Raw genomic sequence first — 14,008 nt, forward strand, 5'->3', positions numbered from 1 at the left:
TGCTAGGCCTTGTGCTGGAATTCGTGAATGCGCGGGTTATCGCAGGCGAACAGGGTGTAACTTTCGTAGTATTCGTTGCGGCCGCGGCCCTGGACTTCGAGATGTTCGACCTGCCGCCGCCAGTCGCGGGCGGCAGCTTCGTCGGCCCATTCCGACATCGCAATCACCTCGCCGTCGTCAGCGACGTAGCTTTTGAAGGAAACGTAGCCCGGCTGGGCCTGCGCCAGTTGCAGCATCCGCTCGGCGTCGGCCTCGTAGGCGGCGTAGTCGATGTCGGCGCGCTTGCGGTTTCGAAATACGACGAGGAACATCAACGACCTCCCAAATGCGCGTCGGCAATGGCGACGGCGAGCGCGTCGGCGGCGTCTGCGCCTTCGATCTTCACTCCCGGCAGCAGGATCTTGAGCATGGCCTGGACCTGCTGCTTCTCCGCTGCGCCAGTGCCAACCACCGCCTTCTTGACCAGCCGCGCCGCGTGTTCGCTGACCGGCAGAGAGGCTTGTCCGCAGGCCGCTAGCACCGCCCCTCGCGCCTGGGCCAGCTTGAGCGTCGATTGCGGGTTCTTGTTGACGAACACTTCCTCGACCGCCGCCCGGTCGGGCGAATGCGCGCCGATCACCGCGGCGATGGCATCGTGCAAGTGATGCAGGCGCTCGGCCATCGGGGCCTTGGGGTCGGTCGGAACCTGACCATGCGCCACATGGCTAAGCCTCGCACCGTCGCTGCGTACGATCCCCCAGCCGGTGCATGACAGCGAGGGATCGAGGCCCAGGATCAGCATGTCTCCCCCTCCCGCTTGCGGGAGGGGGCCGGGGGGTGGGTGCGAGCTTTCGACAGGCCCACCCCCAGCCCCTCCCGCAGGCGGGAGGGGAGAGGGATCAGGAGAGCTTCTCCATCACCTCGTCGGAGACCTCGTAGTTGCCCCACACGGTCTGCACGTCGTCATCGTCCTCGAGCGCATCGACCAGCTTCATCAGGGTCTGCGCATCGCCTTCGCCAACGTCGACAGTGAGGTTGGGCTTCCACGCCAGCTTCACGCTTTCGGCCTGGCCCAGCGCGGCTTCGAGCGCCTTGGCGACCTCGTGCATACCATCCATCCCGGTCCAGATCGTGTGGCCGTCCTCGTCGCTTTCGACGTCGTCGGCGCCCGCCTCGATCGCGGCCTCAAGGACCTTTTCCTCGCCGCCGACGCTCGCGGGGTACTCGATCATGCCCATGCGCTCGAACCCGTGGCTCACGGCGCCGGTCGCGGCCATGTTGCCGCCGTTCTTCGAGAACGCCGTGCGGACATTGGTGGCGGTGCGATTGCGGTTGTCGGTCAAGGCCTCGACAATCAGCGCGACGCCGCCCGGGCCGTAGCCTTCGTAGCGGATCTCTTCGTAGTCATCGCCTTCGTTGGCGCTCGCCTTGTCGATCGCGCGCTGGATATTATCCTTGGGCATCGAGGCCGCGCGGGCGTTGTTCACCGCCAGGCGCAGGCGCGGGTTCATGTCGGGATCGGGCATGCCCGATTTCGCCGCGACGGTGATCTCTCGCGAGAGCTTGGAAAAAGCCGCGGAGCGCTTCTTATCCTGCGCACCCTTGCGGTGCATGATGTTCTTGAATTTGGAATGGCCGGCCATGGGTGGTTTTTTCTCGTGGCTGAATCGATGCGGCGCCTTACACCGGCCGCAAGCCTCAGAGCAACCGCTGCCACCAGCCAACATCGCGCCAGCCGCCGAGCTTCCATCCGACCTCGCGATAAATGCCGACAGGCGTGAAGCCCATCGTCTCGTGCAAGCCGACACTCGCCTCGTTCGGCAGGGCGATTCCCGCAAACGCCGCGTGGCAGCCCCTGCCGGCCAGCAAAGGGAACAGCTCGGCGTAGAGCGCGCGGCCAATCCCCTGCCTGGCATGGGTCGGATCGACGTAGACCGCGACGTCGCAAGAGCTGGCATAAGCAGCCCGGCTGCGATGCGGCGAGCCATAGGCATAACCGGCGAGGCTGCCTTCGATCTCCGCCACTATCCAGGAGTGGCTGTCGCCATAGTCCGTCATCCGCCGCGCCATCTCCCGCGCATCGGGCGGATCGATCTCGAAGCTGACCCAGCTGTCAGCCACATACGGCGCGTAAATCGCCGCGCAAGCCGCGGCGTCAAGGCTGGGATCGGCGGGGCGGATCTGCGTCAGCACCAGGGTGCCTTAGCCCGAAACGCCCCCGCCCGCGAGCCTCAGCCGAGACCGAGCGCCGCCTTATAAGTGTCGAGGATCGCTTCCATCTCGGCTCGGTCGTCCGGCTTCATCTTACGCAGGCGCACGATCTGGCGCATGATCTTGGCGTCGTAGCCGACCGCCTTGGCCTCCATGTAGACGTCGCGGATATCGTCGGCGATGCCCTTCTTCTCTTCCTCGAGACGCTCGACGCGTTCGATCAGGAGGCGCAGGCGGTCGTCGGCGGCTTCGGCCATCTTAAATAACTCCGGTGTGTGAGAATCAGTTCACGGTTCGATAGCGAGCGGGAACGCGGCGGTGAACCGGGTGGATAACTTTTCCGTCAGGTCCCCTGGTTGCGCGCCAGACTGGCTTCCATACGCGCGATCTGTTCGGGCGTCGCCTCGGACTGGAAGCGATCTTTCCATTCGTCCATCGGCATGCCGTGGATCAGCTCGCGCGCGGAACCTTTGTCGCCTTCGTACCCACCATCGCGAATCCAGTCGGCGAGGCAGTTGCGGCAGAATCCAGCGAGGCCCATGAGCTCGATGTTCTCCGCGTCGTGACGGTGGCGAAGATGCCGCACCAACCGGCGAAAGGCCGCGGCGGCGACGTCATCGGGCAATTGATCGAGCGGATCGGTACTTTCGGGCATTTCATGTCCTTGTGTTGTCGTACGGCTCTGCCATACGCGCGGCTGCATGACAAAGTTCGAACCACGCGGCCGCAAGGTCAAGATTCTCGCCACCGTGGGGCCCGCCAGCCGCGACCCCGACATGCTCCGTCGCCTGTTCAAGGCCGGCGTCGACGCCTTCCGGGTCAATCTCAGCCACGGGGAGCATGAAGGGCACGCCGAAACCATCACGGCGATCCGTGCGCTCGAGAAGGAGTTCAACCGTCCGATCGCGGTGCTGTGCGACTTGCAGGGTCCGAAGCTCCGGGTCGGAGCGTTTGCCGGCGGACAGGCAATCATACCGCATGGCCACAAGTTCACGCTCGACCGCGACCCCGCGCCGGGTGACGGCACCCGCGTGTGCCTGCCGCACAAGGAGCTTTTCGGCCTGCTCGAGCCGGGCCACCGGCTGCTGATCAACGACGGCAAGATCCGCCTGCGGGTGACCGAGGCCACCGTCGACAAGATCGTCTGCACCGCCGAAGTCGGTGGGGTCATTTCCGACCGCAAGGGCGTCAACGTGCCCGATGCGGAAGTGCCGATCCCCGCGCTGACCGACAAGGACCGGCGTGATCTCGCTTTCGCAATCGAGCAGGGGGCGGACTGGATCGCGCTAAGCTTCGTCCAGCGGCCTGACGATCTCGCCGAAGCACGCAAGCTGATGGACGGTAAGGCCGCACTCTGCGCCAAGATCGAAAAGCCGCAGGCGATCCGCCGCCTCAACGAGATCATCGAACTGGCCGACGGCGTGATGGTGGCGCGCGGGGATTTGGGCGTCGAACTCAATCCCGAAGAAGTGCCCCCACTGCAGAAAAAGATCGTCAACGCTACTCGCCTCACCGGCAAGCCGGTCATCGTCGCGACGCAGATGCTCGAATCGATGATCGAGAGCCCCGCTCCGACGCGCGCCGAAGTCTCCGACGTCGCGAACGCGGTATACGATGGCGCGGACGCGGTCATGCTCTCGGCAGAAACGGCCGCGGGCCAGTGGCCCGAGGAAGCGGTCATGATGATGGATTCGATCGCGCGGCAGGTCGAACGCGACGACGCCTATCGTCAGCGCGTGCGCCTGCTCGATACGCAACCCGATCCGACGACGGCAGATGCGCTGGCCCACGCTTGCATGACCATTGCCGACACGGTCGCGATCAACGCGATCACCGTGTTCACCTCGACCGGTTCGTCAGCGCGCAGAGTGGCGCGCGAGCGGCCTTCGGTGCCGCTGATGGTGCTCACCCCCAACTCGGCGGTCGCCCGCAAGATGGCGCTGCTGTGGGGAGCCCACGCGGTGACGATCCGCGAGATCGGCAGCTTTGAAGAGATGATCGCCAAGGGCAAGCGCATGGCCCTGCGGCACGGTTTCGGCGGCGCGGGCAGCAAGCTGGTGGTGATGGCCGGCGTGCCCTTCGGCGTCAGTGGCGCAACCAACCTGCTGCACGTAGTGACGCTCGCGGGTGACGAGTTGAACAACCACGCGAACTGAGCCTTATCCCCTCTCTCAAGGGAAGAGGGCCTAAGCCGCCTTTTCCGCCAGCTTGGCGTCGAGGTCGTCCGGCAGCTCGAAGTATCCGCCTGACAGCGCATCGTAGCGGCCCGAAGCCAGGTCGAGGCAGCGCTGCGCGCAGCGCGCCAAGTCGGGATCCTCGCCGTAGGCATGCGGGTGCATTTCGATCCGTTCGATCAGCGGTTTGAAATACCGCCGCGCGTCCGGGTCGGCGGCCGTGTCGCGCGCGAGCTGCGTCGCGGCAAAGCCCGGATCGATGGCAAAGACCGCGACCTTGGTTTCGGCCAATTCCGCCGCCGCCTCTGCAACCAGCCGATTCTGCGCGATCTTCCCCGTACAATAGGCAGAGAGATTCGGTGCGACGATCCGGCTGGCAATTGCGGAGACGCAGATCACCCGGCCCCTGTTCCTCTCGACCATCCCCGGCAGCACCTCATGCATAAAGAGCATCGGCGCCCGAATATGAATTGCCTGAGCGCGCCACCAATCGTCGGGATCGACATGCCAGATCGGTCCGAACGGTCCGGGAACGCCAGCGTTGTTGACCAGCAGGTCGACGGGACCGAGCAGGTCCTTGACCTTGGCCGCGGCGACCTCGATCGCATGGACATCCGTGACATCGCACCGCACCGCCAGAGCGGTGCCCCCGGCCTTGCGGATCGCGTCGGCCACTTCGTCGAGTTCCGCCAAGGAGCGCGAAAGGAGCGCCACCGAAGCGCCCTCCTGAGCCAAGCGCTCCGCGATAGCCCGCCCGAACCCGCGCCCGGCGCCGGTCACCAGAGCCACCTGACCTTCGAGAATCCCCATTTCCTCTCCTTGCTTTTGCGCAAGGGCTAACTCCCCGCGAGGCGGGTGTCGATATACTCGATCAAGGGAGAGATGGAGGAAGAAAGGATTGGAGCCTGCGCTCTCGGCGCTGTCGCGCGGAGAGCCGACTGGACATTCGAGGGTTGCCCCTGGAACGCTAATGGAGCGGGCGAAGGGATTCGAACCCTCGACCCCAACCTTGGCAAGGTTGTGCTCTACCCCTGAGCTACGCCCGCTCACTGGCGTCCGGAACATCACTGCGTCCCGGTGGGAGGCGCGCGGTTAGCAAAGGGTCTCGTGCCCCGCAAGCGCAATCTCGCCTCTTTGCTTGCGCCCTTCAAAATTCCCTCGCAAGGGCCACATTGAACGCCGGCAGGCGTACGCACAGAGCACTGAGAGGGATTAGAACGTGGCAAGCATGGGCCTCAACCTGGACGAGCAGAAGGCGGTCGAGCGGTTTCGGCAGGACGTCGTCGATCCTTCACGCAACAAGCTCGTGATTCTCGATTTCTGGGCTGAGTGGTGCGGGCCGTGCAAGGCGCTGGCGCCGGTTCTGGAAAAGGTCGCCGCCGAATACGCCGACAAGGGCGTGATTCTGGCCAAGCTCAACGTCGATGAAGAACAGTTCATTGCGGCGCAGTTCCAGGTGCGCTCGATCCCGACGGTCTATGCGATCTTCCAGGGCCAGCCGATCGCCGATCTGACTCCCGCACGGACCGAATCGCAGCTCAAGCAGATGCTCGACCAGTTGCTCGAAAAACTACCGGTGCAGAATGGCGAGACCGAGAAGCTCGCCGAAATCGAACCTTTGATCGCGATGGGCGAGCAAGTCCTCGCCGAAGGCGATGGCGAGCGCGCCGTGTCGATCTTCGCGCAAATCGCCGATATGGCGCCAGACAACCCCGCCGTGATCTCCGGCCTCGTCCGCTCGCTGCTCGCGATCGGACAGACGGCAGAGGCTCAGGCCGCGCTGGACGCCATTCCCGAAACTCTGCGCAACGATCCGCTGATCGCCCAGGCCGCCAGCGCGCTGGAACTGGCCGGAAACGGAGTCGACACTGGCGAGCTTCAGGCCCTGCGCGCTGCGGCGGCCGAGCGGCCAGCCGACATGGAAGCGCAATTTGCCTTCGCTCAGGCCGCCTTCGCCGCCGGTCAGCGGGACGAGGCGGCAGAGTCGCTGCTGCAGATGATTCGCACCGACCCCGAATGGAACGAAGGCGCCGCCAAGGCCAAGTTGCTGCAGATATTCGAAGCCGTCGGGCTGGAGGACGCCTGGGTCGCAGCGCAGCGTCGCCGCCTGTCGCTGCTGTTGTTCGGGTAAGGACTGTGGCAGCGATCCGGCTCCCCATCTTCCCCTTGCCTGGCGCGATCCTGTTCCCGGGATTGCAGCTGCCGTTGCACATTTTCGAGCCCCGTTACCGCGCCCTCGTCGGGTCGGCTCTGGCCAAAGATCGCCGCATAGCGATGATTCAGCCGCAGAGTGCTGAAGAAGGCGCACCGCTGTTCGCGATCGGATGCGTTGGCAAGATCGGCGAGGTCGAGGCGCTGGACGACGGGCGCTACAATATCGTCCTCGAAGGTGAATCCCGGTTCCGCATGCTGCGCGAGATCGACGCGGCGACACCGTTCCGTCAGATCGAAGCCGAACTCATTCACGAGACCGATGACGAAGTCCTGAGCAGCGCCGAACGCGCCAGTTTCGAGCGCGAGGCGCGCGATTTCGCCGACCGGCAGGGCTACAGCGTCGATTGGGATTCGGTCGAGCGGCTCGATGATGTCCTGCTGATCAACGGCGTCAGCCAGATTGCGCCGTTCGATCTCGCCGCCAAGCAAGCCCTGCTGGAGGCGGGAGACTTGCGCGAGCGCTGCGAGCTGCTGGTCCAGCTGATGCAATTCTTCGGCCGCAGCGATCCCGATGAGAGCCAGGTGACCCTGCAGTAACCCTCCTCGAGCATGTCTCGGGAGGATCTAGAGCCCGAAGCTGCCCCTTACACCGTCGATCACATACTGCGCTGCCAGCGCCGCCAACAGCACACCGAGCAACCGCGTGATCACCGCCTCGACTTGCGCCCCGACCAACCGCATCAGCGGGCTCGCCGCCAGCAGCGCGAGCAACACGAGAACCAGCACCGAAACCAGGGCCGCCAGCACGACGAGCGTACCCTGCACGCCCTGCGCGGTGCTGGTGAGCAGCATGATCGAAGCAATCGCGCCCGGGCCGGCGAGCATCGGCATGGCCATCGGGAACACCGCGACGTCCTCGATCTCGGGCGTCTCGCGAATCTTCTCCGCACGAGCCTCCCGGCGTTGGGTGCGCTTCTCGAACACCATGTCGAGCGCGATCAGGAACAGCATGACCCCGCCCGCGGCGCGGAAGGCGTCGAGCTCTATATGCAACGCACCGAGCAGGTCCTGACCGAACAGCGCGAAGATCACCAGGATCACGCCGGCAATCAGGCAGGCGCGCATCGCCATCGAGCGCTTCTGCGCCGGGCTCGCCCCGGTGGTCAGCGCGGCATAGATCGGCGCGCAACCCGGCGGGTCGAGCACCACGAACAAGGTAACGAAAGCAGAGAGAAATAGCTCGATCATGTCAGGACGCGGCCGCGACCCTTCCCGAGAACACTTCCTTCATCTCGCCGCCTTGCCACATTCGCACGCTGACCGTCCGCGCTCCGGCCGCGTCGACCGTTGCCGACCAGACCAGGGAATTGTCCTTCGAGCGTCCCTCACGCCTGCTCCCCCCCTCGGCGGCAGGAAAGGCGAACGGATCGACCCTGCCGCAATCGGCTGACGACGCCCCGATCAGCTCCGGCACTTCCAGGGGCTGCTGCAAAACGTCGCCCTGGTCCATGACCCACTTGTACTCGTGGTTCTTCTGCCGTGCCCACACCGTGGTAAAATAGCCGACCGAACCGTCCGGCCGCTGCCAGGCGCCTTTGGTCACGGCGAGCGAGCCATCGCAACTCGACCAGACCTGGTGCGGCTGCCAGCGCACGGCTTGTGCGGGGTTCTGCTGCTTCTTGAGCCATTCCTTCGCAAGGACCGGCTGGGGCACGAACATCACCGCATCGTCCGCCGCGAATTGAGCGAATGCGGTCCATTGCCCCTTCTCTTGCGCCGTGCGAGCAAAAGCGAGCTCGGTGGCGATGACCTTGCTCGGGTTGGCCCGGAGGTAACGGTCCCTGTCGCGGCGCCCGCCCCTGTCATCGAGCCGAAAGGCCTCACCCTGTTGAGCTGACACGGGCCCCGGACCGGCGGCCAACACCGCCAGCATCGTCCCTGCCAGCACCGTGAACAGAGCCGGGCGCGTCCGCTTCCCCATCAGAACGTGCTTATCGCCAGGTTCCGGAGGATGATGTTGACGATATTCAACAGCACGATGAGCACCAGCGGCGAGAAGTCGATCGCCCCGGTATCGGGCATCAGTCGCCGGATCGGTCGGAGGATCGGCTCCAGCAGCGCGTTGACGGCGCGGTAAATCGCGGCGACCCAGTGATTGTGCATGCTGACGACGTTGAACGCGACCAGCAGGCTAATGACGAATTGAACGATCACCAGGATAATGATGATCGAGATCAGGTAGCCGACGATCTGCGAAAGAGTGAGAAAGAACACGGGCGGGCAGGCCTCCATCTAGGTTTGACACGCCTAGCCGAGCGTGAGGCAATGTATCAAGGCTGGCGCTGCTGGGCGTCCTCCGGATTTTCGACGAACGTGCTCGAACGGATGGTCCAGCGCAGCTGATCGGGCGTCGCGCCGGGCACGTCGTTGACCCGCCGAAGCACCATTGTGCCTTCCTCCGGCGAGCGCGACCGGTCGTCGGCGTCGGTCAGGGTTGCCTTGACCGTGCAGTAGAGCGAGCCCGCCGCGCCTTCGACCTCCGGGTCCTGCCAATCGAAATCGGCCATCTGGTACGAGCGATAGGCGGCTCCAAGCCGAGCCGCGTCGATGGCGGGGTCGTTCCAGACGAGAGCGGCGAGCGCATATTTGCCGTCGGTGATCGCGTCGAAGTAGAGTTCGACGACTCGCTCGCAATCCTTGCTCGACAAAACGGGATAATCGGCCACGACCGGCGCTCGGGACGTCGCGGGGACCGGTGTCGGCTCCGACGGGGTATCGGTGACGGAAGGCCGATCAGTAGCGCTCGCCTGGGGAGCAGGCTCGCCGGGACCTCCGCAACCCGCGAGCAGGATCGTGCCTGCCACCGCGAGAGAGAGGCCGCGGAAGATCATCCCGCGCGAACCAGAGTGCCCGCGCCGCGGCTGGTGAAGAACTCCAGCAGCATCGCATGCCCGACACGCCCGTCGAGAATCACCGCCGCTTCGCAACCAGCCTCCACCGCCTGGACGCAAGTCGCGAGCTTGGGGATCATCCCCCCGCTGATCGTGCCGTTTTCACGCAAGCGGCCGATGTCTGCCGGGGTCAGGTCAGTCATCAGTTCACCCTGCTTGTCGAGTACGCCCGGTACGTCCGTCAGCAGGAACAGACGCGCGGCACCCAGGGCGGCGGCAATGGCGCCGGCCATGGTGTCCGCGTTGATGTTGTAGGTGTGGCCGTCGGCCCCCGCCGCAATGGGCGCGACGATCGGAATCATGCCGGCCTTGCTGGCGGTTTCGAGGATCGTGATGTCGACGATCTCGGGCTCGCCCACGAAGCCAAGATCGATCGCCTGCTCGATATTGCTGTCCGGGTCCTTGGTGGTGCGGGTCACCTTGGTGGCGGTAACGAGGCCGCCATCCTTGCCGGAAATGCCCAGCGCCTTGCCACCCGCCTGGGCGATCCAGCCGACCAGTTCCTTGTTGATCGCCCCGGACAGGACCATTTCGGCGACTTCTGCCGTCGCCTTGTCCGTTACGCGCAAGCCGTCGACGAACTGGGATTCGACGCCGAGCTTCTTGAGCATGGCGCCGATCTGCGGCCCGCCGCCGTGAACCACCACGGGATTGATGCCGACTGCCTTCAGCAGCACAATGTCTTCGGCGAAGTCGCGCGCGGCTTCGGGATCTCCCATCGCGTGGCCGCCGTACTTCACGACGAAGCTGCGGCCGGCATAGCGCTGAAAATAAGGGAGCGCTTCGATCAGCGTCTCCGCCTTGGCGAGCATTTGCTTGTCCTGAGACGCAGTCATGGTGCGGCGCATTAGCGAGTTGTTCATGGGCTGCATAGCTAGTGCTCGGAAATCGTGTTAATCCGGGTACGACAGGGTCGCTCCGACGGGCAGAAAGCGGAACTCCGCAAATGGACGATTTCGAGGCTCGCCTCGCAGCCGCCTATGCCGGGTGGCACGAAAGCCTGGGCCGCCGCCCGGACAGGTTCTATGCGCTTTATGCCGATACCATCGAGCTTCACTCGATCCTGGAAGCCTCGGTCTTCGATGCCCGGATGCGCGGTCCCTTCATCGGCAAGGCGGCGGCGATCGCCTATTTCGCCGCCATTGCCGAACAATGGGAAATGCTGTCGGCCAGCACTCACCGCTTCGTCGTTCGCGGCGATACCTATGTTTGGATCGGCCACGCGGCATGGCGCAACCTCAAGACCTTGCGCGTCGTCGAGGGTCCCAAAGTCGATATCTGGACCGTGCGTGACGGATTTGCCGTCAACTTCCTGGAACTGTTCGATAGCTACGGCACTGCCCGCGCGATAGGTCTGATTGATCCGCCCACCGACGAGTAGCCTCGCGCGTCAGCCCACCGTGGCCGACGCCTCTTCCGCCGCCAGCAAGCGCTGTAAGACCGCCACGCGCTGCCGCTCGTCGGTCCAGGCCCGCTCCGGATAGGCAGCGATGCGGTCAAGCAAGCTGCGCAGTTCGCGTTCGCGGTCTTCGATCGTGGTTTCGATCATGGCCTTCTCCTCAGTCGAAAATGTCTTCCAGCCAGCTTTTGCGCCGCTTGGGAGGCTTGCCGCCATACCCGGGGCCGCTGTGTCCGTGACCACCGTGCCCATATCCGCCATGGCTCAAGCTGTCCGCGGCCCAGGGGCTCTCCCGGCTGCCGGAATGAAGGGGCGCAGAAGGTTGCGGAGCCGACGCGGCGGAAGGCTGCGCCTGGGCCATGCTGCGCTCGATAATCTTGTCGAGTTCGCCCCGGTCGAGCCACACCCCGCGGCACTGCGGGCAGTAGTCGATCTCGATCCCCTGCCGGTCGCTCATCGCGAGTGGAACACGGCAAACCGGGCAAGACATCGCGGCGACTTCGGATTCGGTGCGCATCAGGCTCCCTTCTCTTTCCTTGGTGCTGAGGAGGTGGTGTCGGGAAGGCGTCGGTCAACCCATTCCACACCCCATTCCTCTGGTTCTGCAGTCAATTCGACGCACGCGAACCTGTCACGAATGCGCGCGTTGAAGAAGCGTCCTTTAGAAAACGCCGAGCGAAACGCGCGGGCGGTCTCTTCCGGCACTCCGGAGTACCGATATCGCCGCCCGCTGATAAACTCGATGTCGAGCGCTCTCGCGGCGGGCTCGTACTGAAGGGAGCGGATCGCGGTCGAAGGCATGCCTCGACAACGCATGAAAGAGCCAACCGTCTCCGAACGCGGTCAATTTCCCGCTTCGATCGCGGCCTTGCGCATCTTCTCCAGCGCCGCGGCGACCGTGTTTTCGGTCTGCGCGGAGTCCTCGAACAGTCCGGAGCTCGCCGTTTGTGGCTTGAGCACCCTGTCGATATCGGCCGCCACGAGCTGCGCCAGCGGATCACCCCGCCGGCTCCGCTGGCTGTCACGCTCGCTTTCGAGCAGGGCGACGCGATCGGCATCCGGAAGGCTCGCGGCCCGAATGTAGAGGCGCGAGAGTTCGACCCATGGGGCGTCCTCTCCTGGCACGTCCTCGGCCCAACGGCTGAACGGACCGCCCGCGGGCGCCCACGCGCCGCCCTCGCCCCGCTTCAGGAAGAACAGCGCCGTCGTGCCCTCCGGAAAGACGTAGCGGATGCAGGCGCCCCAATAGCTTACCGGATGGGCCGCCTCGAACTCGTAGGGATTGCTGAGCATACTCGATTCCCGCCCGACGTCGCCGGCGAGCAGCATGCCGCGCAAAGTGATGTCACCGGGGGGAACATCGCCCTTGAGCGTCGCGACCGGACGAACGGTAATCGTACTCCCTTCCGGATTGGCTGCGTCCATGCTCCCGCCGACGACTTGCGCCAGCACGATGGCTTCGGCATCGCGGACAAGCTCCAGATTGGTAGGAACCTCGTACCCGGCCCGTGGCGTACAAGCCGCCGCCGGGATCGCCGCCAAGCCAACGAGCAGCCCCAATGACGCCGTCATGGAACGAACCAGCTTCATGGTCACAAGCTAGGCGCTGTGCGTGCGGGTTCAACCTACTTCGTGAAGTACCGGAGCGCGCAAAAGCGAGGCTCGGTGCTGCCGCACGCCCTGGCGACCTTCACCGACGGGATGAGTTGCTCGATTCCTCTTGCCCGGAAGCGGCCCGCTCGCGCAGAAACGGCCATGCCCACGCTGATCCTGCTCACGCTCTCGAACCTGTTCATGACCGCCGCCTGGTATTGGCATCTGAAGGGCGGGCCCGAAGTCGCCAATGCCCGCCCGCTCGGATGGGTCATCCTGATCTCATGGCTGCTGGCTGGCGTCGAATACACCTTGGCCGTGCCAGCCAACCGCATCGGCTACGCCAGCGGATGGAGCGCCGGACAGCTCAAGATCGCCCAGGAGGCCATAGCCTTGACCGTTTTCGGCGTGTTCATGGTCTTCGTGCTGGGCGAAGCCGTCACCTGGCGTCACGCAGCCGCGTTCGCCTGCATCATGGCCGGGGTCGCGTTTCTGTTCGTGGGTAAGTGACGCTCAGCCCTTAAGGCGTCGGGCTGGGGCTCGGCGAGGCCGTCGCCATTGGAGAGGCCGTGCCGGTGGGCGACGGTGTCTCACCAGGCGGTACATTCGTCATCGGCGTATCGGGCGTGTTGACCTGCACCGCGTTGGGATCCTGCTCGGTGACGATCAGCTCGCCGCCGCTCTTGTCTTGAGTGTCGGTGGTGAAGGTCCGTTCGGTCTTGTCCTGTCCGCAAGCCGCAAGCGCGCAGGTCGCGGCCAGTGGAAACAGGAATTTCGCAACGCTCGAGAGAGTGGCCATGACATCCTCCTGTAAGCCCGGGCCGCGCCGCCAAAACCCGCCGCCAGCCTGAACCTCAGATAAACACCTGCGGCTCCGCGTCGTTCCGCCCCATCGTCGGCTCGTGCGGTCGTGTTCCCGGGCACCGCTTGGCCCCTCGCGCATATCCACCCGGCATCATGTCGATTACCAAATTAAGGAGGGTTGCGATGCGTAAGATCTTGATTTCCACCATGGCCTTGGGCCTGCTTGTCACTGCAGGCGCGGCGCAAGCCCAGGTTGCAGGCGACGTTACGGGCGCAGTCCGCGGCGAAGCTGGCCCTGTCGCCGGCGGTGTCCGCGGTTCTGCGGAAGGCGCCACGCCTGGAGTTGGCGACACTGTAGACCGGACGGTCGATGGTGCGCGCACGACCACCGAACGGACCGTGGACAGCACCCGCGACAGCGCGGACGCCACCACGGACGAAGCCAAGGAGCGCGCCGACCAGGCCCGCCAGACGGCCGAGGACGCCACCGACACCCACGCCGAGGCCGATGCTGGCGCACACGTCAGCACCGACACCGGAGCTCCGAGTGCCGAAGCTGGCGCCCAGACCAGCGGTCACGCGGACACGCACGACTAAACACGTCCCCAGCGGGCCTTCTCTACCCCATCCCCACAGCCCAGGCCCGCACCCGGAGGGCGACGGTTAACCGTCGCCCTCCATTCTTTTGTGCGCTCGCAAACCGGCTTGCGAAGAACCTGAGCGCAGGGCACTCTCCCTTCAAA

23 protein-coding genes and 1 tRNA gene are annotated in these 14,008 nt (G+C 64.9%); 6 read left to right on the plus strand and 18 right to left on the minus strand.

Annotation, left to right across the window (positions count from 1 at the left end):
- Positions 1-2: 2 nt before the first annotated feature.
- The 6 genes from KK137_RS10695 to KK137_RS10720 form a co-directional block, all read right to left on the minus strand.
- Entirely contained in the window at positions 3-311 is a 309-nt protein-coding gene (locus tag KK137_RS10695) for an antibiotic biosynthesis monooxygenase family protein (RefSeq protein ID WP_214536423.1), read from the minus strand.
- Positions 311-781: a crossover junction endodeoxyribonuclease RuvC gene (ruvC, locus tag KK137_RS10700; protein WP_214536424.1), complete on the minus strand. Its 471-nt coding sequence runs from the start codon at positions 779-781 to the stop codon at positions 311-313. Before ruvC ends, KK137_RS10695 begins: the two co-directional genes overlap by 1 nt.
- A gap of 97 nt (positions 782-878) precedes the next feature.
- A complete protein-coding gene (locus KK137_RS10705; protein WP_214536425.1) occupies positions 879-1,622 on the minus strand; it encodes a YebC/PmpR family DNA-binding transcriptional regulator in 744 nt (247 codons plus the stop codon).
- A gap of 55 nt (positions 1,623-1,677) precedes the next feature.
- On the minus strand, positions 1,678-2,172 hold the full coding sequence (locus KK137_RS10710; RefSeq protein WP_214536426.1) for an arsinothricin resistance N-acetyltransferase ArsN1 family B: 495 nt from the start codon (positions 2,170-2,172) through the stop codon (positions 1,678-1,680).
- Between the two features lie 38 nt (positions 2,173-2,210).
- Complete coding sequence (locus KK137_RS10715) at positions 2,211-2,447, minus strand: DUF2312 domain-containing protein (RefSeq protein WP_214536427.1); 237 nt, start codon at positions 2,445-2,447, stop codon at positions 2,211-2,213.
- An 86-nt stretch (positions 2,448-2,533) separates the two neighbouring features.
- Positions 2,534-2,845: a DUF1244 domain-containing protein gene (locus KK137_RS10720; protein WP_214536428.1), complete on the minus strand. Its 312-nt coding sequence runs from the start codon at positions 2,843-2,845 to the stop codon at positions 2,534-2,536.
- Positions 2,846-2,891: 46 nt separating this feature from the next.
- Here KK137_RS10720 and pyk point away from each other — a divergent pair, with 46 nt between their 5' ends.
- Complete coding sequence (gene pyk, locus KK137_RS10725; RefSeq protein ID WP_214536429.1) at positions 2,892-4,346, plus strand: pyruvate kinase; 1,455 nt, start codon at positions 2,892-2,894, stop codon at positions 4,344-4,346.
- A 30-nt stretch (positions 4,347-4,376) separates the two neighbouring features.
- On the opposite strand, the gene KK137_RS10730 is transcribed toward pyk, so the two are convergent.
- Positions 4,377-5,174 carry an SDR family NAD(P)-dependent oxidoreductase gene (locus KK137_RS10730; protein ID WP_214536430.1) on the minus strand — a complete coding sequence of 266 codons (798 nt, stop codon included), beginning with the start codon at positions 5,172-5,174 and terminating at the stop codon, positions 4,377-4,379.
- A 161-nt stretch (positions 5,175-5,335) separates the two neighbouring features.
- Positions 5,336-5,410 (minus strand) — tRNA-Gly (locus KK137_RS10735).
- A gap of 182 nt (positions 5,411-5,592) precedes the next feature.
- Between KK137_RS10735 and KK137_RS10740 the strand changes: the two genes are divergently transcribed.
- Both KK137_RS10740 and KK137_RS10745 read left to right on the plus strand, forming a co-directional pair.
- Complete coding sequence (locus tag KK137_RS10740; RefSeq protein WP_214537473.1) at positions 5,593-6,495, plus strand: tetratricopeptide repeat protein; 903 nt, start codon at positions 5,593-5,595, stop codon at positions 6,493-6,495.
- A gap of 14 nt (positions 6,496-6,509) precedes the next feature.
- Positions 6,510-7,115: an LON peptidase substrate-binding domain-containing protein gene (locus tag KK137_RS10745; protein WP_338028111.1), complete on the plus strand. Its 606-nt coding sequence runs from the start codon at positions 6,510-6,512 to the stop codon at positions 7,113-7,115.
- 27 nt (positions 7,116-7,142) lie between these two features.
- Here the strand turns inward: KK137_RS10745 and KK137_RS10750 are convergent, their stop codons facing one another.
- From KK137_RS10750 to argB, 5 genes are read right to left on the minus strand one after another with little or no spacing between them, the layout of a single operon-like run.
- On the minus strand, positions 7,143-7,766 hold the full coding sequence (locus KK137_RS10750; protein WP_214536432.1) for a MarC family protein: 624 nt from the start codon (positions 7,764-7,766) through the stop codon (positions 7,143-7,145).
- A gap of 1 nt (position 7,767) precedes the next feature.
- Complete coding sequence (locus tag KK137_RS10755) at positions 7,768-8,499, minus strand: hypothetical protein (protein WP_250893822.1); 732 nt, start codon at positions 8,497-8,499, stop codon at positions 7,768-7,770.
- Positions 8,499-8,810, minus strand: a complete 312-nt coding sequence (locus KK137_RS10760) for a YggT family protein (protein ID WP_250893823.1) — start codon at positions 8,808-8,810, stop codon at positions 8,499-8,501. The genes KK137_RS10755 and KK137_RS10760 overlap by 1 nt, the downstream gene beginning before the upstream one ends.
- Positions 8,811-8,848: 38 nt before the next feature.
- Positions 8,849-9,382, minus strand: a complete 534-nt coding sequence (locus KK137_RS10765; protein ID WP_214536433.1) for a hypothetical protein — start codon at positions 9,380-9,382, stop codon at positions 8,849-8,851.
- Between the two features lie 23 nt (positions 9,383-9,405).
- Positions 9,406-10,305, minus strand: a complete 900-nt coding sequence (argB, locus tag KK137_RS10770; RefSeq protein ID WP_214537476.1) for an acetylglutamate kinase — start codon at positions 10,303-10,305, stop codon at positions 9,406-9,408.
- A 110-nt stretch (positions 10,306-10,415) separates the two neighbouring features.
- On the opposite strand from argB, the gene KK137_RS10775 reads away from it, so the two are divergent.
- Positions 10,416-10,850, plus strand: a complete 435-nt coding sequence (locus tag KK137_RS10775; RefSeq protein ID WP_214536434.1) for a nuclear transport factor 2 family protein — start codon at positions 10,416-10,418, stop codon at positions 10,848-10,850.
- Positions 10,851-10,859: 9 nt separating this feature from the next.
- On the opposite strand, the gene KK137_RS10780 is transcribed toward KK137_RS10775, so the two are convergent.
- Genes KK137_RS10780 through KK137_RS10795 form a run of 4 tightly spaced genes read right to left on the minus strand, consistent with a single transcriptional unit; the run spans position 10,860 to position 12,458 of the window.
- Positions 10,860-11,018, minus strand: a complete 159-nt coding sequence (locus KK137_RS10780) for a hypothetical protein (RefSeq protein WP_214536435.1) — start codon at positions 11,016-11,018, stop codon at positions 10,860-10,862.
- A 10-nt stretch (positions 11,019-11,028) separates the two neighbouring features.
- Positions 11,029-11,385, minus strand: coding sequence for a TFIIB-type zinc ribbon-containing protein (locus tag KK137_RS10785; RefSeq protein ID WP_214536436.1), 357 nt, complete (start codon positions 11,383-11,385; stop codon positions 11,029-11,031).
- Positions 11,385-11,684 carry a KTSC domain-containing protein gene (locus tag KK137_RS10790; RefSeq protein WP_338028048.1) on the minus strand — a complete coding sequence of 100 codons (300 nt, stop codon included), beginning with the start codon at positions 11,682-11,684 and terminating at the stop codon, positions 11,385-11,387. Before KK137_RS10790 ends, KK137_RS10785 begins: the two co-directional genes overlap by 1 nt.
- A 27-nt stretch (positions 11,685-11,711) precedes the next feature.
- Positions 11,712-12,458 carry a hypothetical protein gene (locus tag KK137_RS10795; RefSeq protein ID WP_214536438.1) on the minus strand — a complete coding sequence of 249 codons (747 nt, stop codon included), beginning with the start codon at positions 12,456-12,458 and terminating at the stop codon, positions 11,712-11,714.
- A 165-nt stretch (positions 12,459-12,623) separates the two neighbouring features.
- On the opposite strand from KK137_RS10795, the gene KK137_RS10800 reads away from it, so the two are divergent.
- Positions 12,624-12,971 carry a DMT family protein gene (locus KK137_RS10800; protein WP_214536439.1) on the plus strand — a complete coding sequence of 116 codons (348 nt, stop codon included), beginning with the start codon at positions 12,624-12,626 and terminating at the stop codon, positions 12,969-12,971.
- 10 nt (positions 12,972-12,981) lie between these two features.
- Here KK137_RS10800 and KK137_RS10805 read toward each other — a convergent pair whose 3' ends face one another.
- On the minus strand, positions 12,982-13,260 hold the full coding sequence (locus KK137_RS10805; protein WP_214536440.1) for a hypothetical protein: 279 nt from the start codon (positions 13,258-13,260) through the stop codon (positions 12,982-12,984).
- A 188-nt stretch (positions 13,261-13,448) separates the two neighbouring features.
- Here KK137_RS10805 and KK137_RS10810 point away from each other — a divergent pair, with 188 nt between their 5' ends.
- Positions 13,449-13,862: a hypothetical protein gene (locus KK137_RS10810; RefSeq protein WP_214536441.1), complete on the plus strand. Its 414-nt coding sequence runs from the start codon at positions 13,449-13,451 to the stop codon at positions 13,860-13,862.
- The last annotated feature ends 146 nt before the right edge of the window (positions 13,863-14,008 follow it).

The organism is Croceibacterium selenioxidans (genome assembly GCF_018599195.1).
GTDB classification, from domain to species: Bacteria; Pseudomonadota; Alphaproteobacteria; order Sphingomonadales; family Sphingomonadaceae; genus Croceibacterium_A; species Croceibacterium_A selenioxidans.